Source organism: Rahnella victoriana (assembly GCF_021276285.1).
GTDB classification, from domain to species: domain Bacteria; phylum Pseudomonadota; class Gammaproteobacteria; order Enterobacterales; family Enterobacteriaceae; genus Rahnella; species Rahnella victoriana.
The window spans coordinates 3,863,425-3,881,318 of the sequence record NZ_CP089919.1; the positions used below are offsets into that span (position 1 = coordinate 3,863,425).

19 protein-coding genes are annotated in these 17,894 nt (G+C 56.1%); 5 read left to right on the forward strand and 14 right to left on the reverse strand.

Annotated elements, in window-relative coordinates; all coding sequences use genetic code 11:
• Nucleotides 1-200: 200 nt before the first annotated feature.
• The 4 genes from J9880_RS17875 to narX all read right to left on the reverse strand — a co-directional run bounded on the left by J9880_RS17875 (nt 201) and on the right by narX (nt 3,381).
• Nucleotides 201-476, reverse strand: coding sequence for a helix-turn-helix domain-containing protein (locus J9880_RS17875; RefSeq protein WP_095925143.1), 276 nt, complete (start codon nt 474-476; stop codon nt 201-203).
• Nucleotides 477-610: 134 nt separating this feature from the next.
• A complete protein-coding gene (locus J9880_RS25205; RefSeq protein WP_095922130.1) occupies nt 611-703 on the reverse strand; it encodes an ash family protein in 93 nt (30 codons plus the stop codon).
• A gap of 240 nt (nt 704-943) precedes the next feature.
• Nucleotides 944-1,594 carry a two-component system response regulator NarL gene (gene narL, locus J9880_RS17880; RefSeq protein WP_095922129.1) on the reverse strand — a complete coding sequence of 217 codons (651 nt, stop codon included), beginning with the start codon at nt 1,592-1,594 and terminating at the stop codon, nt 944-946.
• Nucleotides 1,591-3,381 (reverse strand): nitrate/nitrite two-component system sensor histidine kinase NarX, encoded by a 1,791-nt coding sequence (gene narX, locus J9880_RS17885; protein WP_232769704.1) that lies wholly within the window; start codon nt 3,379-3,381, stop codon nt 1,591-1,593. Before narX ends, narL begins: the two co-directional genes overlap by 4 nt.
• 355 nt (nt 3,382-3,736) lie before the next feature.
• On the opposite strand from narX, the gene J9880_RS17890 reads away from it, so the two are divergent.
• Complete coding sequence (locus tag J9880_RS17890; RefSeq protein WP_232769705.1) at nt 3,737-5,155, forward strand: NarK family nitrate/nitrite MFS transporter; 1,419 nt, start codon at nt 3,737-3,739, stop codon at nt 5,153-5,155.
• Between the two features lie 53 nt (nt 5,156-5,208).
• On the opposite strand, the gene rcnR is transcribed toward J9880_RS17890, so the two are convergent.
• Entirely contained in the window at nt 5,209-5,481 is a 273-nt protein-coding gene (rcnR, locus tag J9880_RS17895; RefSeq protein WP_095922126.1) for a Ni(II)/Co(II)-binding transcriptional repressor RcnR, read from the reverse strand.
• Between the two features lie 128 nt (nt 5,482-5,609).
• On the opposite strand from rcnR, the gene J9880_RS17900 reads away from it, so the two are divergent.
• From J9880_RS17900 to J9880_RS17915, 4 genes are all read left to right on the forward strand, one after another.
• A complete protein-coding gene (locus J9880_RS17900; protein WP_232769706.1) occupies nt 5,610-6,503 on the forward strand; it encodes a nickel/cobalt efflux protein RcnA in 894 nt (297 codons plus the stop codon).
• A gap of 102 nt (nt 6,504-6,605) precedes the next feature.
• Complete coding sequence (locus tag J9880_RS17905; RefSeq protein ID WP_133824030.1) at nt 6,606-7,586, forward strand: alpha/beta hydrolase; 981 nt, start codon at nt 6,606-6,608, stop codon at nt 7,584-7,586.
• A gap of 48 nt (nt 7,587-7,634) precedes the next feature.
• A complete protein-coding gene (locus J9880_RS17910) occupies nt 7,635-8,558 on the forward strand; it encodes a LysR family transcriptional regulator (RefSeq protein WP_131694217.1) in 924 nt (307 codons plus the stop codon).
• A gap of 98 nt (nt 8,559-8,656) precedes the next feature.
• Nucleotides 8,657-9,151 carry a DUF2501 domain-containing protein gene (locus tag J9880_RS17915; RefSeq protein WP_095922122.1) on the forward strand — a complete coding sequence of 165 codons (495 nt, stop codon included), beginning with the start codon at nt 8,657-8,659 and terminating at the stop codon, nt 9,149-9,151.
• Between the two features lie 253 nt (nt 9,152-9,404).
• On the opposite strand, the gene nth is transcribed toward J9880_RS17915, so the two are convergent.
• The 9 genes from nth to dcuC all read right to left on the reverse strand — a co-directional run bounded on the left by nth (nt 9,405) and on the right by dcuC (nt 17,685).
• Nucleotides 9,405-10,043: an endonuclease III gene (gene nth / locus J9880_RS17920; RefSeq protein WP_119826161.1), complete on the reverse strand. Its 639-nt coding sequence runs from the start codon at nt 10,041-10,043 to the stop codon at nt 9,405-9,407.
• The gene (locus tag J9880_RS17925; protein ID WP_095922120.1) at nt 10,036-10,734 is read right to left on the reverse strand and encodes an electron transport complex subunit E; all 699 of its coding nucleotides are present in this window, start codon (nt 10,732-10,734) and stop codon (nt 10,036-10,038) included. The genes nth and J9880_RS17925 overlap by 8 nt, the downstream gene beginning before the upstream one ends.
• A complete protein-coding gene (gene rsxG / locus J9880_RS17930) occupies nt 10,727-11,359 on the reverse strand; it encodes an electron transport complex subunit RsxG (protein WP_232769707.1) in 633 nt (210 codons plus the stop codon). Before rsxG ends, J9880_RS17925 begins: the two co-directional genes overlap by 8 nt.
• Nucleotides 11,360-11,368: 9 nt before the next feature.
• Nucleotides 11,369-12,421, reverse strand: coding sequence for an electron transport complex subunit RsxD (gene rsxD, locus J9880_RS17935; protein ID WP_119826157.1), 1,053 nt, complete (start codon nt 12,419-12,421; stop codon nt 11,369-11,371).
• Entirely contained in the window at nt 12,422-14,527 is a 2,106-nt protein-coding gene (rsxC, locus tag J9880_RS17940) for an electron transport complex subunit RsxC (RefSeq protein ID WP_195817154.1), read from the reverse strand.
• Nucleotide 14,528: 1 nt separating this feature from the next.
• Nucleotides 14,529-15,095, reverse strand: coding sequence for an electron transport complex subunit RsxB (rsxB, locus tag J9880_RS17945; RefSeq protein ID WP_195817153.1), 567 nt, complete (start codon nt 15,093-15,095; stop codon nt 14,529-14,531).
• Complete coding sequence (gene rsxA, locus J9880_RS17950) at nt 15,095-15,676, reverse strand: electron transport complex subunit RsxA (protein ID WP_095922116.1); 582 nt, start codon at nt 15,674-15,676, stop codon at nt 15,095-15,097. The genes rsxB and rsxA overlap by 1 nt, the downstream gene beginning before the upstream one ends.
• A gap of 40 nt (nt 15,677-15,716) precedes the next feature.
• Nucleotides 15,717-16,157: a DUF2569 domain-containing protein gene (locus J9880_RS17955; RefSeq protein ID WP_131694220.1), complete on the reverse strand. Its 441-nt coding sequence runs from the start codon at nt 16,155-16,157 to the stop codon at nt 15,717-15,719.
• Between the two features lie 160 nt (nt 16,158-16,317).
• Entirely contained in the window at nt 16,318-17,685 is a 1,368-nt protein-coding gene (dcuC, locus tag J9880_RS17960) for an anaerobic C4-dicarboxylate transporter DcuC (protein WP_232769708.1), read from the reverse strand.
• Between the last annotated feature and the right edge of the window lie 209 nt (nt 17,686-17,894).

Below are 17,894 nucleotides of genomic sequence, written 5' to 3' on the forward strand. Positions count from 1 at the left end.
TGAAAACATAAGCCATCTCTGAGAAAGGATATAAAAGGCGACGCATGTCGCCTTTATTATTGACGCACGAAATGCATCAAAATGTTTCAATATCAAATGTTTAATGCATTATCAGTTAGTTAGCTAACGAAAATCAGAGGGTTTTAAGGGGAGGGCGGGATAAGAAAGGGCGCATGAACAGCGCCCTGAAAGGTCTGCTGCTATTCGTCACAAAGAATGACTTTTTTCTTCGAGCGCATAGGCCTGTCGATAAACGTCATGGTCTTGGGATCATAATACCGGCTTGGCCAGATGACGCAGGCGGGGACGCCGACGGCCTGACTGATCAGTAATTCACCTTTTGGCCACGGACGGGAAAGTGCATTAGACAGGGTGGAAGAACATAAACCCGCCGCACGCGAAACGGCGGACAGGGTGGTGCCTTTCTTACGCAGCGCCGCAATAATGTCAGCGGGATGCCAGTCTTTACTTTTCACGGTTCCGCCCTCCGCTGGCTGGTTGAACGCAAGCAATAAAGGGCAGGAAAGTGGGGTCGCGTGATAATTTCATTGTGTATTTCCGATGTGATTAAAAAACCCCCACCGGAGCTGCGAAACTCTTGGGTGGCGGCTCAGACAAGGTTCGCAGTACCGGTCACATCGGAAACCGGCCAGCCCGTAAGCTGCCCCGCCAGAGCCACCATAGTTGTACAAATACCGATCATTTGTATCTGACAGGTGTGCCGAGGCCATACATAGCTATTATATATGTATTTTCGATGTGATATTCAGGCTGCGAAACCTTGCTGCGGATTTTGCCGCAGCGGTGGGACTATAACGTAAGCGGGGTATGTAAACCAATCTGATAACGTGGAATGGGGTGTGCTTTCCAAAGAAATGTAATGGGGGCAGTAAGTTACAGCCCCCGTCCTCTCACTCCGGAGGAAGGTACGGGGACACATCGTTTACAGCACGTTGCTCTGTAAAACCCATACTGCCGCTTCGACGCGGGATTTCAGTTTCATTTTTTTCAACAAATGCTTAACGTGCACTTTCACCGTGCTTTCCGTGATATTCAGACGGCGGGCAATCATTTTATTCGGCAAACCTTCGGCGATCAGTTTGATGATATCGCGCTCGCGCGGCGTCAGGGACTGGATATCGCGGTCACCGCTCGGACGGCTTTCCCTCAGGCTGGCGGCCAGCACCGGCGTCAGGGCTTCACTGAGCACCATTTTGCCTGCCGCCGCGTTATGCAGCGCGGTCAGCAAATCTTCCGGCTCCATGTCTTTCAGCAGATACCCGTCTGCGCCGCGCTTCAGGGCGGTCACCACATCGTCTTCATGGTTTGACACGCTGAACACCACGATACGGCCTGACAGGGAGGTCTGGCGCATGCTGTCGAGGGTATCCAGTCCGTTCATGCCCGGCATGTTCAGATCCAGCAGGATCAGGTCCGGGTCGAGCTGTTTTGCCAGCTCAACGCCCTGTTCGCCATTGCTGGCTTCGCCAATCACTTTCAGGCGCGAATCGAGGGCAATCAGCTGTTTGACGCCGTTACGCAGCATAGGATGATCGTCAATCAGCAAAATGGTGGAAGGGGTGATGTCGTTCATACTTGCTCCTGGGGATTGATGGGCAATGCTTCCGGGCGGAAACGGACACAGACTTCGGTGCCGCCGTCCGGGCGTCGGGCAACCCGACACTGGCCATGTAAGGTGCTGGCACGATCCTGCATGATGATCAGGCCATAATGATTTTGCCGCTCCGCATCCTGCGAAATGCCTTCGCCGTTATCGCGCACGCACATGTTGATCTCGCCGTCATGGCATTGCAGGGAGAGCGACACCTGCGTGGCGTGGGCGTGCTTGTGGACATTATTCAGGGCTTCGCGGGCGATGTGCAGCAGGTGAATGCCCTGATTCGCCGGTACCGAGCGCGGCGGGATCTGATAATCGAAATCAATCGTTAGCCCCATCCGGCGCGAAAACTCATCAACGGTATGTTGCAGCGCGGCGCGCAGGCCGGGGGTGTTGAGTGTGAGACGGAAGGTGGTCAGCAGCTCGCGCAACTGACGGTACGCGGTGCCCAGTTCCTCACGCATCTGTTGCAGCAGATTATTGTCTTCTTCAGAGAAGGACTCCGCGTGCCTCTGCAAACAGGCCACCTGAATTTTCATGCAGGACAGCGACTGCGCCAGTGAATCGTGCAGTTCACGCGCGATGGCGGATCGTTCTTCCATCAGCATCAGTTGCTGCTGATGTTCTGCCTGACGCGCCAGCATCAGCGTACTGGTGAGCTGTTCAAGCAGGGTATGAACCAGCTGCTGCTGGTCGTCATCGAGATACTGTCCAGGCGGCAACTGCGCCAGCAACACGCCGTAATTCTCGCGATCGTCGCGCAGGCTCCAGCTCAGGGATTCGCCGCTTTCTTCGGCATGTTCACCGACCTGCGGGCTGTCGGGCTGACGGGCGGAACCGTTGCTGAATTCGTTGAACACCTCGGCGCTGTTGTTTTCATATTGCCGCAACTGCACACCGCTCAGCGGCGTCAGCGACTGCAACTCTTTCAGCACCGGTTCCATGCGCGCCTCAAGCGGGGCGCTGGTATGCAACTGGCGGCTGACGCGGTAGAGGTAATCCAGCATCTGGTTTTTCTGTTGCAGATCGGCGGTTTTTTCCGCCACGCGCTGCGCCAGATTATCGACCATTTCCGCCAGTGCCAGCGACATGCTGTTCAGCGAGTCGCCGAGGATATCCATTTCATTATGAGCATCGCCATTCGCCACCCGCTTGCGCTGATAGCGACGGCTGAAATCGCCGGCCGTAATGGCGCTGGCCTGTGCGAGCAGGCTTCTCCACGGCGTCAGCAAATGACGGCGCAGGAACCAGACTGTCAGCGCCATCAGCAGCAAGGTCACGGCCACCAGACCGCGCTGGATCAGCGAAATCTGCTGCAAATGGTATTCGGTTTTATGTTCAAGCTCGGCGACCAGCACATCCAGCTGACCGACAAATACCGCGATATTGGCGGAGACATCCTGCGGGCGTTTTGCCGCCAGCAACTGATCCCGCAAGGTGGTCTGCCAGTAATTGCGCAGTGCCAGAAACTGCGGTTGCAGGTTTTCGCGCTCGACCGCTTTCAGCAGATCCGCGCTGCTCTGGTCGTTCTCAAGCTGGCGGATATACGCGGAATTTTTCCCGCTCAGCGGCACTTCAGACAGCAGGCGGTAACTCTGCATACGCAGGGAACCCGCCTTGTTGATGGCATGGGCGTTGCCTTCGATGCTGCCCGCCATCCACGCCGCCATGCTCATTCCGCCAATGCCCAGCAGGCCAAGCAGCAGCATCAGCAGCGTGATCTGGCTGACCAGTGACAATGAAGGCAGGGCGCGTTTAAGCATGAAATCGGGTTCCTGAATCTGATAAAGAAGCGGTGAGTGCCGGAACAATTCTATTACAAAGTGGGCATTTTTTATGATCAGCAGGCGTTTCCCTATACCCCTTTGTGATTACTCCTTTATTTCCAGTGGAAGGATAACTGCAAACAGGGAAGGGTTATATTTCTATCAACTTTCTGAATATTAGCACTTTATAAGCAGGGCGCAGAATACTCACAAAGGATTTGAGGGCAATTTCACGGTGATTTTGACCCGCCATTGCGTTGATTTGCATCAACATCCCGAAGCGGTGCTCTACCTAGTGTGTGCGGCATAACTGAATCATTACAACAACAATGCGCTACCACCCGAGGTACACATGTCACATACATCAGCTACACCTGCGGAAAAACCGTCCCGTCTGCTACAGGACTGGCGACCGGAAGATCCGCAGTTTTGGGAAAAAACCGGGCATAAAATCGCCAGCCGCAACCTGTGGATTTCCGTACCCTGCCTGTTACTGGGTTTCTGCGTCTGGATGCTGTTCAGCCTGGTTTCCGTCAACCTCAACAAAGTCGGCTTTAACTTCACGACCGATCAGTTATTTATGCTGACGGCGATCCCGTCGGTGTCCGGCGCGCTGTTGCGTGTGCCTTACTCCTTCATGATCCCGCTGTTTGGCGGCCGCCGCTGGACCGCCATCAGCACCGTGTTTCTGGTGCTGCCGTGCGCCTGGCTGGGCTTTGCGGTGCAGGACACCACAACGTCCTATAACGTCTTCCTGATCATCGCGCTGTTGTGCGGTTTTGGTGGCGCTAACTTTGCCTCCAGCATGTCTAACATCAGCTTCTTCTTCCCGAAAGCGAAGCAGGGCGGCGCACTGGGTATCAACGGTGGCCTCGGTAATCTGGGCGTGAGCGTGATGCAGCTGGTCGCGCCGCTGGTGATTTCACTCGGCGTGTTTGCGGCTTTCAGCGATAAACAAACGCTGGCCAACGGTGCGGATATGTGGCTGCAAAATGCCGCGTGGATCTGGGTACCGTTCCTGATCATCGGCACCATCGCCGCCTGGTTCGGCATGAACGATCTGGCGTCATCCAAAGCCTCTATCCGTCAGCAGTTGCCGGTACTGAAACGCGGCCATCTGTGGATCATGAGCGTGTTGTATCTGGCGACCTTTGGTTCCTTTATCGGTTTCTCCGCCGGTTTTGCCATGCTGACCAAAACCCAGTTCCCAGATGTCAATATTCTTCAATTCGCCTTCTTCGGTCCGTTCTTCGGCGCACTGGCGCGTTCTGCGGGCGGCATGCTGTCTGACCGTCTGGGCGGTATTCGTGTGACGCTGGTGAACTACATTGTGATGGCGGTGTTCGCGGGGCTGTTGTTCCTGACGCTGCCGGTGAACGGCGCGGGCGGTAATTTCCCGGCATTCTTTGCGGTATTCATGGTGTTGTTCCTGACGGCCGGTCTGGGCAGTGGTTCCACTTACCAGATGATTGCGGTGATCTTCCGTAAACTGACCACCGATCAGGCAAAAGCCCGTGGTGCAACGGATGATGAAGCCTTGCGTGAAGCGGTGACCGATACGGCGGCGGCGCTCGGTTTTATTTCTTCAATCGGCGCGATCGGCGGGTTCTTTATCCCTAAAGCCTTCGGGACATCACTGGCGATGACCGGCTCTCCGGCAGGTGCCATGAAAGTGTTCCTGGTGTTTTACGTGGTCTGCGCGCTGATCACCTGGCTGGTCTACTGGCGCAAACTGAACAAAGGTTTTGCCACCAAACAGGTCAAAAAGTAAGGTTCAGCATGCCGTAACAGAAGGGGCTTCGGCCCCTTTTTGCTGCGCAGAATTTACTTCACATAGGTGTTTAATACACTGAGAACCACGTCAAGATCCGCTTCCCGCTTCACCACGTCGTCTTCATGAACAATATGTTCAGTCAGATGCCCTTTGATCACTTCCCGCATCAGCCCGTTCACCGCGCCACGGATAGCGGCAATTTGTTGCAGAACCGCCGCGCATTCATGAGGCTCATCCAGCATTTTATGTAATGCCGCCACCTGCCCCTGAATCTTACTGGTACGGGCTTTCAGCTTCTGTTTATCGCGAATGGTATGCGACATATCACTTCCTCCATGACACCGATGATGACCCGATCATAGCATTTTGCGGATACTGGGGGGGTGTATTTAATACTGGGGGGGAGTACAATCCCCGATGCCAACTTTACCGGGGATCGGGAATTAACACCATGAATGACTTTTCTACACTTTTGCAGCAGGGAAACGCGTGGCTGTACATGCCCGGCGCCATCTTACTGGGAATATTGCACGGACTTGAGCCGGGACATTCGAAAACGATGATGGCGGCTTTTATCATCGCGATTAAAGGCACCGTGCGGCAGGCCGTTCTGCTCGGTCTGGCTGCCACGGTTTCGCATACGGCGATTGTCTGGATTATCGCTTTCGGCGGCATGGTTCTCAGCAACCGCTTCACTGCCGAAGCGGTTGAGCCGTGGCTGCAACTGGTCTCCGCAGTGATTATCCTCGGTACCGCCATGTGGATGTTCTGGCGCACGTTTCGCGGGGAGCAGTTATGGAAAAGGGAGCAAGCGCACGGACATCATGGTGATCATGCCCATCACCACGAACATGATCATCATCACGGGCCTGCTCAGACGCACACCAATGTACAGCGCCACGTTCAGCCGCAGGGGCTGAGTAATTTGCGCAGCATGACGCGCATCAGTCTGTCGCCACAGGAATATCAGGATGCGCATGAACTGGCGCACGCCAGCGATATTCAGCGGCGTTTTGCCAGCACGGAAGTGACCAACGGGCAGATTGTGTTTTTCGGCCTGACCGGCGGGTTGATCCCGTGTCCGGCAGCCATTACCGTGCTGCTGATCTGTATCCAGCTCAAACAACTGGCGCTCGGGGCCACGATGGTGGTGTGTTTCAGTCTCGGGCTGGCGCTGACGCTGGTGACCGTGGGCGTAGCCGCTGCCGTGAGTGTCCGCCAGGCCACGAAACGCTGGAGCGGTTTAAACACGCTGGCGCGCAGGGCACCGTATTTCTCCAGCGTGCTGATCGGGCTGGTCGGGATATACATGGGCGTGCACGCTTTTATCGGTTTAACCTCGTGAAAATCTGAACGTAATCAGTCATAAGCCATAACGATTCAGACTTTTTAAAATCGCGGCAAGAGGCTATAAATGACGGGATGACATTCTTAACAGGAACCCGTGATGAAAACTGCCCACCTTGTCGATCCCGAACTGCGCCCGTTACTGTCTCTGATGCCCGAACGTGTGCTTGAGGCGTCCGTCCTGCCGGCCATGCGCGCGCAGCGGCAGGCGGCGGCGCTGGAAAGTGTATTACAGGACGACGGGCTGGCGCTGACCGTCAGCAGCCAGTTTATTTCCGGCAGCGAAGGCGCGCCGCCTGTGCGGGTGGTGGTGATTTCCCCGCAATCCACACGCCAGGGCCGGATGGGGATCCTGCATATTCATGGCGGCGGTTATGTGCTGGGCAGCCCGGAACAGTCGATGCCGCTGACCCGTCCGACGGCGGCGCAACATGACTGCGTGATTGTCTCCGTCGATTACCGCCTCGCGCCTGAAACCCCGTTTCCCGGCCCGCTGGAAGACTGCTATGCCGCGTTGTTGTGGATGACCGCGCAGGCAGAGGAACTGGGTATCGATCCTGCGCATATCGGCGTGATGGGTGACAGCGCCGGAGCCGGACTGGCCGCGTCACTGGCCTTGCTGACCCGCGATCGTGGCGGTCCGGCACTGGCATTTCAGAACCTGATGTACCCGATGCTCGATGACCGCACCGTGACGGACAAGGATCCGAATCCTTCAACCGGCGAATTCGCCTGGACGCGCGACGACAACCGCTTCGGCTGGCAGGCCTATCTGGGGCATGACGCCGGTTTAGCGGATGTTTCCTGCTATGCCGCGGCGGCGCGCGCCGAAAATCTCAGCGGATTACCACCGGCCTGGATTGGCGTCGGGTCCGTGGACCTTTTCCTGGATGAAAATATTGAGTATGCCCGCCGCTTGATCCGCGCCGGTGTACCGGTTGAATTCAGCATTTATCCGGGCGGATTCCACGGTTTTAACGGTGATCCGGCCTATGCACTGGCACGTCGCGCCCGCGAACAGCGTCAGGATTCCCTTTCAGGGTTTAATCCGCTGCGTCATATACATCACGATGGCTTATAATAAAATCCAATCAATCAGGCATAACTCAGGGCTGAAACAGACAATAAATTGGATATCAAACAACTCATTTACCTCTGTAATCTCGAACGCGAGCGGCATTTTGGCAGGGCGGCGGAAGCCAGCTTTGTCAGCCAGCCGACGCTGTCGATGCGTCTCAAAAACCTCGAAAAAGAACTCGATCTGAATCTGATCAATCGCGGTAATAACTTTGAAGGTTTTACCGCCGAGGGCCTGCGGGTGCTGAGCTGGGCGCGCGAAATCGTCGCGGTATACGAAGGCCTGAAGCTGGAAGTTGAATCGCTGAAACAGGGCATGAGCGGCACGCTGCGTATCGGCGTGATGCCGCAGTGCAGCGTCTCGCTGGCGCAACTGATCAAAGCGGTCAGCGCGGCCCATCCGGGGCTGGATTATCGCGTGGCGGAAGTCAGCGCCGATCAGCTGATTGAAGCGCTGAGCAGCCACTCGGTGGATGTCGGTATCGGTTTCTTTGAGTTTTCGACACTCAACGAGCTGCGTTTCCAGCTGGTGCCGCTCGATGACGGCGGGGTGGATGTGGTGTATCACCCGGATCATTTTCCGCAGTTGCAGGATATCGCGCTGATCACGGCAGAACAGGCTGCCGCGCTGCCGCTGTGTTTGTCTGAGCCGAGCCGCTATTTCCGCCGTTATCTGGATAATTTCTTCCGTCAGGCCGGGCTGGAGTTGCATCCGCGGCTGGAAAGTACCTCGATCTTTCAGCTGATGCAGGGCGTTTATGTCGGCATCGGTTGCGCACTGGTACCGCGCGGTCATCTGATTGATGACATGCATCCGGCGCTGAAACGTTGTCCGCTGGATATCACCCCCATGAGCCGCCACGCCGCGCTGGTGGTCGCTGAACCGGGCAGGGCAACGCCGCTGGCGCAGCATTTCTTCACCGCCGCCGGGGTCTGGTTAGCAGAACAGCCGTTGCCCAAAACGGCCATCAAATAAGGCTTTACCGCCGGTTTATCTCCGCAATTCCTATTGATGTCGTGAATATTTAAGCTCAAGCTTTAGCGCAATACTTATGTGATTGAAGGAAGTTAAGCATGAAAGCATTACAAGCCGTTGTCCTGACCCTCGCCTCCGCCGGTTTATTCCTGTCAGCAGGCGCGCAGGCCTCAAATAATCTTCTCGGACAACTGCAGCAGGCTGCCAGCGACGGACTGAACGGCAGCAGCAAATCCGGTTCAACCGGCACCACGTCTTCCCTGACCTCGCTGCTCAGCGGCGGTGACAGCGCACTGACCTCGACCAGTGCCTCTAACGCGGCGGGCGTATTGCAATACTGCGTGAAGAACAATGTGCTTTCCAAAGCCAGCACGGAAAACGTAAAAGATCAGTTGCTGAATAAACTGGGGATCCAGAGTGCCTCCGGTGCAGAAAGTCAGGATTATCAGCAGGGTCTGGGTGGTCTACTGAAGACCGGTAAAGATCAGAGTGTGGATCTGAACAATCTGGGAAGCGGGCTGACGCAGGTGAAAGAAAAGGTGAAAACCAAAGCCTGTGATGTGGTGCTGAAACAGGCGAAATCATTTATCTGATTTTGACTTTCTCCTCCCCCTGCGAAGGGGGAGGTTGGGAGGGGGTTTTAAGGGCTAACACCTGGTCAAAGCATACTTTAACTTTTTGATTTTTCTTTAATACCCCACCCCAACCCTCCCCTTCGCAGGGGAGGGAGCACACCGAGCCATCCTGACCTCGCCATGTGATAACCGTTATTGAAAAACCGAAACTTACTCAATTCTATGTAAAGTCATTTATAGCTATTTAAAAGGGATCCAAAGGGAATCCCTTTCATTCCGCATAAACCTTCTCTTTGCTCTCACACAAATCCTCGATCAGACACGACCCGCAGCGCGGCTTGCGCGCAATACAGGTATAGCGGCCATGCAGGATCAGCCAGTGATGGCAGTCCAGTTTGAACTCGCCCGGCACCACTTTCAGTAATTTCTCTTCGACGTCATCGACAGTTTTACCCGGCGCGAACTTCGTGCGGTTACAGACGCGGAAAATATGCGTATCCACAGCGATGGTCGGCCAGCCAAACGCGGTGTTGAGCACCACATTGGCCGTTTTACGGCCTACGCCCGGTAAGGCTTCCAGCGCGGCGCGATCTTCCGGCACTTCACCCTGATGTTTTTCCAGCAAAATCCGACAGGTTTTGATCACATTCTCGGCCTTGGCATTAAACAGGCCGATGGTCTTGATGTATTCCTTTACGCCATCCACACCCAGCGCCAGAACCGATTCAGGGGTATTGGCGACCGGATACAGCTTTGCTGTCGCCTTGTTAACGCTGACGTCCGTGGCCTGCGCGGAAAGCAATACCGAAATCAGCAATTCGAACGGGGTGGTGTACACCAGTTCAGTGGTCGGATGCGGGTTGTTATCCCGTAAACGGCTGAGGATTTCGATGCGCTTTTCCTTATTCATGAACACTTCCCTTTGGCAGACTTTCTTCAGCCGCAACAAGCTGCGCGGCCTTACGCGCTTTCATGCGCTGATCGATAAGATATTTGCCCGCCAGCAACAGGCCGAGGCCGATAAATGCGCCCGGCGGCAACATCGCCAGCAGGAACGGGTTATCCAGATGCAGCACTTCGACGCGCAGCACTTTCGCCCAGCTGCCGAGCAGCAGGTCAGCACCGTTAAACAGCACGCCGCTGCCGAGAATTTCACGCATTGAGCCGAGCACAAACATTGCGCAGGTTGCGCCCAGACCGGTCATCGCGCCGTCAAGGGCCGCCAGATGGATCGGGCTGCTGGCGGCACAGGCTTCGGCGCGTCCGACCACAATACAGTTGGTGACGATCAGCGGGATAAAAATCCCCAGCGCCTGATACAAACCGAAGGCATAGGCGTTGATCAGCATCTGCACGGTACTCACTACCGAGGCGATAATCAGTACGTAAATCGGGATACGGATTTCATCCGGGATCCACTTACGGAATGCGGAAATCATGGCGTTGGTACAGGTCAGCACCAGCGTGGTCGCCAGCCCTAAACCGAGGGCGTTGGTGGCGGTGGACGTCACGGCCAGCAGCGGGCAAAGCCCCAGCAACTGCACCAGCGAGGAGTTATTGGTCCACAGACCCTGAACGATTATCTTTCTGGCTTCACTCATCACGTGCTCCACAAGGGGTGAGGTGGGAAAGCTGAGACGGTACCGTCCCGATAAACAGCGCCGTGCGTTTGACGGAGCGAACGACAGCGCGCGGTGTAATGGTCGCACCGGTAAACTGATCAAACATACCGCCATCTTTCTTCACCGCCCAGCGTTCATCGCTGGCGCCGTTGACGGTCTGATTGGCAAAATGCTTGATCCAGTCAGAGATGCGCACTTCAATTTTGTCACCCAGCCCCGGCGTTTCATGCTGTTCCAGCACGCGGGAGCCGTACACTTTGCCGTGAAAATCGGCAGCTACCAGCAACTGGATCGCGCCGGAATAGCCGTCAGGCGCGGTGGTTTCCACCACAGCCGCCACCGGCTGACCGTTTTTACGTGCCAGATACAGGCGGTGCGGGGTGGCGGTGCCGAGTGATTCATCGGTGACGTTGTAACATTCATTCTGCATGTCGTTATCGTACACGCCAGCCGGGATCACCTCATCAAACAGCGATTTCTGCTGTAACAACGCCTGATGTTCAATGGTCGGCTTGGTCATCAGGTTCACCAGCGCGGTCATGCCGGTCATCAGTGCGCCAAAGAAAGCCAGGATCAGGCCGTGGCGTCGCATTGTAGCTAACATATTTCTTCCTCAGCGATGCCCGTAGACGCGTGGTTGCGTGTAGTGATCAATCAATGGCACGGTGATATTGGCCAGTAAAACCGCGAAGGCGATGCCATCCGGATAGCCGCCGTAACTGCGGATCAGCCAGACCAGCAAACCAATCAGCGCGCCGAAAATCAGGCGGCCTTTTGGCGTGGTGGACGCCGTCACCGGATCGGTGGCGATAAAGAACGCGCCGAGCATGGTCGCGCCGGAGAACAGCCCGACGAGTGGTGATGAATAGTGTTCAGGGGCCAGACCCCACGCGATACCGGCACAGACTGCCAGCATACCCAGCATGGCAACCGGAATGTGCCAGCTGATGATTTTTCGCCACATCAGGAACAGCCCGCCGGCCAGAAAACCGAGGTTGATCCACTGCCAGCCCAGCCCGGCGAGCGTCCCGCTGAACAGCGGCGTCCCGAGGATCTGATCGGCGGTATGACCGGAACGCAGCCCGGTTTTAAACGCATCCAGCGGTGTCGCCTGCGTCACGCCATCAACGTTCATGTTCAGCTGATAGGCGGTCAGATCCTGACTGTTATGGCCGGTGAAAATGGTCAGCAGCGTGTCGGTGAATCCGACATGATGATGTTGCAGGGCGTCCGGCGGCAGCCAGGTGGTCATCTGTACCGGGAACGAAATCAGCAGCACCACATAGCCTACCATGGCCGGGTTAAACGGATTCTGACCAAGCCCGCCGTAAAGTTGTTTGGCGATGATGATGGCGAAAATCGTGCCGAGCACCACCATCCACCACGGCCCCAGCGGCGGCAGGCTGATGCCCAACAGCACGGCGGTCAGCAGGGCGCTGTTATCGCCGAGACGTTTTTTCACCGGCAGTTTGCGCAGCTGTAATACCGCGCCTTCTGCCAGCAGTGCAATCACGATAGCCAGCGTCAGCTGAACCAGCGTGCCGTAACCGAAAAACCACACCTGAGCGATCAGGCCGGGAATACAGGCCAGGATCACCATCATCATGATGGTGCTGGTGTTCTGGCGGTTATGCGTAAAAGGTGAACTTGCGATCCTGAAGGCCATCTATTCCTCGTTCGACATTGTCTGAGCGGCTTTACGGGCCTTAACTCGTGCGATCGCAGCAGCCACGGCGGCTTTGCGTGGATCGCTTTCTTGTTGTTTTGGTTCTGTTTCTTCGGCGTCTGCTTCCTGCGCCTCACTCTGCGCGGCGGCTTTTTTGGCTTTGGCACGGGCGATGGCGGCAGCCACGGCGGCCTTGCGTTTGTCGTCTGCGGAAGGTTCTGCAGGTGACGCTGTCACGTTTTCCTGTGCATTCGCCGTCTGCGCGGCGGCCGCTTTTTTGGCTTTGACGCGGGCAATCGCGGCCGCGACAGCCGCTTTGCGGTCATCCTCAGCAGAAGCGGGCGCGGCAACGGCCAGTTCGCTTTCTTTCGCTTCGACCACAACGCCGTTGTTACCGGCTTTTTTGGCTTTCACACGCGCAATGGCGGCGGCGACGGCGGCTTTGCGGTCATCTTCTGCGGAAGGCGGCGTTTCACGCACCGGCTCGGAGGCCACCGGAATTTCCTGTTCTGCGGCGGCTTTTTTCGCTTTGGCACGGGCAATAGCTGCGGCCAGCGCGGCTTTACGCGGATCAGCTTCAGCCGGTTTTTCTGCCACGGTTTCCGTGACCGGCGTTTGTTCTGCCGGGACGTCGTCCAGTTTCACGGCGGCTTTCTGATGTTTCTCTTCGCGCGCTAATTTCTCGCGCTCCATGCGCGCCTGTTTGGCTTCGAAGCGCGCTTTGGCTTCGGTAGCGCGGGCGGTCTCTGCATCGATGGCGCGGATTTCGGCCTTTTCCTGCCGGTAATACTGCACCAGCGGAATATTGCTCGGGCAGACATACGCGCAGGCACCGCATTCGATACAGTCGAACAGATTATGCTTACGCGCTTTCTCGTGTTCTTCGCCTTTACTGAACCAGTAAAGTTGCTGCGGCAGTAAACCGGCCGGGCAGGATTCGGCGCACAGGCTGCAACGGATACAGGCTTCTTCCTGCTCCTGTTGTCCCAGCTCGGATTCCGACGGAGCCAGCAGGCAGTTGGAAATTTTGACCACAGGGACATTGAGCGACGGCAGGGTAAAGCCCATCAGCGGACCGCCCATGATCACCATCTTTTTGTCGCCCTGCGGCTGCAACTGGCCTTCCTGCATCAGGTGTTCAATCGGCGTACCGAGACGCGCCCAGACGTTGCCCGGTTTCGCCATGGCTTCGCCGGTCAGCGTGACCACGCGCTCGATCAGCGGCTCGCCGTCAATGATCGCGCGTTTGATGGCGTAGACCGTGCCGACGTTTTGCATCAGCACGCCAATGGCGGACGAGTGGTGGCCTTTCGGCACTTCGAGACCGGTGAGGATTTTGGTCAGCTGTTTGGCACCGCCGGACGGGTATTTGGTGGGGATCACCCGCACTTCAATCCGCACGCCGTCAGTGATCTCCGCCTTAATGGCCGTTTTAAACGCGGCGATGGCTTCCGGTTTGTTATCTTCGATGCCGATCAGCACGCGTTCCGGATGCAACATATGGCACAGAATGCGCGTGCCCTGCAGGATCTCCGCAGCGTTTTCCTGCATCAGCCGGTCATCGGCGGTGATGTAAGGTTCACATTCGGCAGCATTGAGGATCAGCGTGCGGGTAGACGTCAGGCCGCCGGCCAGTTTGCTGGCGGTCGGGAAACCGGCACCGCCCAGCCCGGCGATCCCCGCCTGACTGATACGCTGATTCAGCTCATCGGCTGAAAGCTTGCGGTAATCGGCCACGAATTCACGCTCGCACCAGGTGTCCTGACCGTCGGCGGCAATCAACACGCACAGTTCTTTCAGGCCGGAAGGGTGCGCGGTGATGTGCGGCTCGATGGCGGTGATCACGCCGGACGTCGGGGCGTGAACCGGCACGGTGCGGCCGCGACCGGTGGTCAGCGGCTGACCTTTCAACACGCGGTCACCGGCTTTCACACACAGCTCGCCCTCAGGGCCGAGGTGTTGCTGAAGAGGGATGATAAAACGCTCAGGCAGCGGCACGTTGCGCAGCGGAACGTGGCTCGACTGAGTCTTCATTTCAGGCGGATGAATACCGCCGTCGAAGTCCCAGATTTTGTCTTTTTTGAACGCGGCAAACAGATTGAACATGTTACTCCGCATGGATGATCTGAACCGGAATGGATTGCAAATCCCACTTCCAGTTTGCGGTGGTGGTTTTGACCGGCAGCATTTCGATGCAGTCCGTCGGGCAAGGCGCGATGCAGAGATCGCAGCCGGTACATAAATCGGTGATCACGGTGTGTACGGCGCGGGTGGCACCGACAATGGCATCCACCGGACAGGCCTGAATGCATTTGGTGCAGCCGATGCAGTTGCTTTCGTCGATATACGCCACTTTACGCACCGGAACGGCCGCAGCGGCGTCTTCGCCCATCGGCTGAGGTTCAACGTTCAGCAGGGTGGCCAGCTTAAGCATGACGGCTTCGCCGCCCGGCACACATTTGTTGATGTTGTCGCCATTGGCGACCGCTTCGGCGTAAGGTTTGCAGCCGGGATAGCCGCACTGTGCGCACTGGCTTTGCGGCAGGATATCGTCAATCTGATCGACAACCGGGTTGCCTTCCACGGCAAAACGACGCGAGGCGTACCCCAGCAGCAGTCCAAACACCAGCGCCAGTGCGGTCAGCGCGCCAATCGCTACCCATAATTCAAACATCAGAATTTCACCAGACCTGTGAAGCCCATAAAGGCTAATGACATCAGGCCAGCCGTGACCAGCGCAATCGACGATCCTTTAAACGGCGCAGGCACATCAGCGACCACCAGACGTTCACGAATAGCGGCAAACAGCACCATCACCAGTGAGAAGCCCAGCGACGCGGCAAAACCGTACAGCGCGGATTGCATAAAGTTGAACTGCTGGTTGATGTTCAGCAGCGCCACGCCGAGCACGGCGCAGTTAGTTGTGATCAGCGGCAGGAAGATACCCAGCAGGCGATACAGTGACGGACTGGTTTTGCGCACCACCATTTCTGTGAACTGTACGACGACCGCGATCACCAGGATAAACGCCATAGTGCGCAGGTAGACCAGCCCCAGTGGCATCAGAATGAAGGTATTCACGATCCACGAGCAGATATTCGACAGGGTGATCACGAACGTGGTCGCCAGCCCCATGCCAATGGCGGATTCAAGTTTCTTGGAGACGCCCATAAACGGGCACAGGCCAAGAAATTTGACCAGCACAAAGTTATTCACCAGCACGGTGCCGACAAAAAGTAATAAATAAGAGGTCATGACAATTGCCCGGACATAATAAACATTAAAAACCTCAGGGTTATTCCGTGAAGGTTTCTTTTACCCGCAGTGAGCGTTTGAAATAAGGCACAAAGACGGCGGCGGCCAATAAAGGTAACAATAAGTTACGTACGGCCAAATCATCGGTAACTGGCGAGAATGCAAAGGCTTTTACCGCCAGAAGCACCGTGCACAACAACCAGATAATAAACATTTTGGGTAAGACGCGTGCGCGCTTACAAAATTGCCACAAAACCGCGACGGTAAATAACCCCATCGCCAGCGTGGTCACCACTGAAAAATACCATTGCAGGGTAAACGCCTGCGAATTGGTGATTAAGTATTCACGCGATTCCGGCATAAATAAGGCCATTGAAAACAGAAACAGCATTAATACCACGCTCAGCAGCGTTACAATCAGATACGCCATCGGGGCCAGTAACCACCCGCCAATACGTTTATAGCCCGGATTATTCGACATAAAAGCTTTTCTCACGCTGGTTTCGCCATCAAATCAGCACAGGGACACTTCCCCGACCTTCAAGGCGCAGTAGCTTAACCTGTGAGAGACATTCTCGTTATCGTATTTATGTGATCAATGATCCCCTTCGTTCAGGAAGGGGATTTAAATAGTAAGGTTTTCAGTGCACCGGCACCAGAATTTCGGTGGCGGCGATCACTACAATCAGACCGACCAGTACCGGCACGGAGGTGCGCTTAACCACTTCGAATGGCGAGATTTTTGCCATACCGGCCACGGCGACAACGACGCCGGAAACCGGGGAGATAGTGCGTCCGAGGTTGGAGGCCTGCAACATCGGAATGACCAGATATTCCGGGTTGATGCCCATTTTTGTGGCCAGTTTCGGGATCAGTTCAACGAAGGCGTAAAACGAAGCATTGCCGGAGCCGGTGGTCATCGCAGCCAGCACGGTGATCACCACCAGTACCAGCATCATCACAATGCTGCCGGAGCCAAAGTTTTGTGCCAGTCCGATCAGGCTGCTGATGAAGCCGACAGTGCTTAAACCCTGGGCGAATACGCCAGCCGCCACCAGCAGCATCACCACGTTGGCGAACGCATCCGCCATGCCGCGATAGGCGACGTCCAGCCCGGCAAACACGGCTTTGCCGTTACGGTTACGCACGGTTTCAATAATGGCGGTGAGCAACATACAAATCACCAGAATGGTGATGATATGCAGATTCGGCCCCCATTTGCCGTCAAAAATCAGCACACCAATTATCGGCGTGAACGGCAAAATGGCGTAGAAAGCGGGCGCATTGGTTTCAATCACATCATCTGCGTTGGAATCGACGGCGTCCGCGAGCGCGGTGGTATCGCGTTTATCCAGATAGCGTTGCCAGAAGAAGTGCGCGACCGCCATCGCCACAATGGCCGCAATGGAAATCGGCAGGGTGACTTTGAAGGCGAAATCCACCAGCGGCATGTTCGCCGCCTGCGCGGCCAGCACCACATCGCCGGAAGTCGGGGAAAGAATGATCGCCGCAGGGGAAGCACAAATCGCCGCCGCCGCCCCCCGGCTGATGCCGACGTTGACCATGATCGGGAACAGTGTCGCCATCAGCAGCACACCCAGACCGGTTGCCGACGATACCGCCAGTGACATCAGGCAGGCCAGAATATAGGCCGCGACCATCAGAATGTACGGTGAGTTGATCATCTGCAACGGCCGCGACGCCAGCTTCACGACGACATCATTGGCACCGATGTGGGTCATATAGGCGGCAAATCCGCACAACATCATGATCATCATGCCGAGATCACCACCGCGACTCATCAGCAGAATTTTGACGTACTCCACGATATCCGTCGCATTCCAGCCAGTGCTTTTGGTGCCTTCCGGCAGGATGCTGTGACCCATTATTGCGCTGATAATCAGTAATAATAAGCCGCCGACCATCAGTACGCCGGTGGGCGAGTAGCCTTTGATGATGTAGCGCCCGACAAACACGGCGACCACCAGTCCGATCAGTAATTCCAGCATTATTGTATTCCCCGAGATTAAATTTGGATCCAAGTGAAAGGCGGGCACTTTGCCGAAATAACGGTGCGGGCGTTATGACACTTATCAATTATGGGTGATGAAAGGCGGGGGAATATTAAAATATGTGATGCCTGTTCAGAGGAGGATCCGGTGCGGCGCCTCCCCCTGCGAAGGGGGAGGCGGCGAGGGGGTTTTACGGGATAACACCG

Bases quoted from the DNA above. Each gene is read 5' to 3' on its own strand.
- J9880_RS25205 (WP_095922130.1), bottom strand. From the start codon at position 703: ATGATCGGTATTTGTACAACTATGGTGGCTCTGGCGGGGCAGCTTACG.
- narL (WP_095922129.1), bottom strand. From the start codon at position 1,594: ATGAACGACATCACCCCTTCCACCATTTTGCTGATTGACGATCATCCT.
- narX (WP_232769704.1), bottom strand. From the start codon at position 3,381: ATGCTTAAACGCGCCCTGCCTTCATTGTCACTGGTCAGCCAGATCACG.
- J9880_RS17890 (WP_232769705.1), top strand. From the start codon at position 3,737: ATGTCACATACATCAGCTACACCTGCGGAAAAACCGTCCCGTCTGCTA.
- rcnR (WP_095922126.1), bottom strand. From the start codon at position 5,481: ATGTCGCATACCATTCGCGATAAACAGAAGCTGAAAGCCCGTACCAGT.
- J9880_RS17900 (WP_232769706.1), top strand. From the start codon at position 5,610: ATGAATGACTTTTCTACACTTTTGCAGCAGGGAAACGCGTGGCTGTAC.
- J9880_RS17905 (WP_133824030.1), top strand. From the start codon at position 6,606: ATGAAAACTGCCCACCTTGTCGATCCCGAACTGCGCCCGTTACTGTCT.
- J9880_RS17915 (WP_095922122.1), top strand. From the start codon at position 8,657: ATGAAAGCATTACAAGCCGTTGTCCTGACCCTCGCCTCCGCCGGTTTA.
- nth (WP_119826161.1), bottom strand. From the start codon at position 10,043: ATGAATAAGGAAAAGCGCATCGAAATCCTCAGCCGTTTACGGGATAAC.
- J9880_RS17925 (WP_095922120.1), bottom strand. From the start codon at position 10,734: ATGAGTGAAGCCAGAAAGATAATCGTTCAGGGTCTGTGGACCAATAAC.
- rsxG (WP_232769707.1), bottom strand. From the start codon at position 11,359: ATGTTAGCTACAATGCGACGCCACGGCCTGATCCTGGCTTTCTTTGGC.
- rsxD (WP_119826157.1), bottom strand. From the start codon at position 12,421: ATGGCCTTCAGGATCGCAAGTTCACCTTTTACGCATAACCGCCAGAAC.
- rsxC (WP_195817154.1), bottom strand. From the start codon at position 14,527: ATGTTCAATCTGTTTGCCGCGTTCAAAAAAGACAAAATCTGGGACTTC.
- rsxB (WP_195817153.1), bottom strand. From the start codon at position 15,095: ATGTTTGAATTATGGGTAGCGATTGGCGCGCTGACCGCACTGGCGCTG.
- rsxA (WP_095922116.1), bottom strand. From the start codon at position 15,676: ATGACCTCTTATTTATTACTTTTTGTCGGCACCGTGCTGGTGAATAAC.
- J9880_RS17955 (WP_131694220.1), bottom strand. From the start codon at position 16,157: ATGTCGAATAATCCGGGCTATAAACGTATTGGCGGGTGGTTACTGGCC.
- dcuC (WP_232769708.1), bottom strand. From the start codon at position 17,685: ATGCTGGAATTACTGATCGGACTGGTGGTCGCCGTGTTTGTCGGGCGC.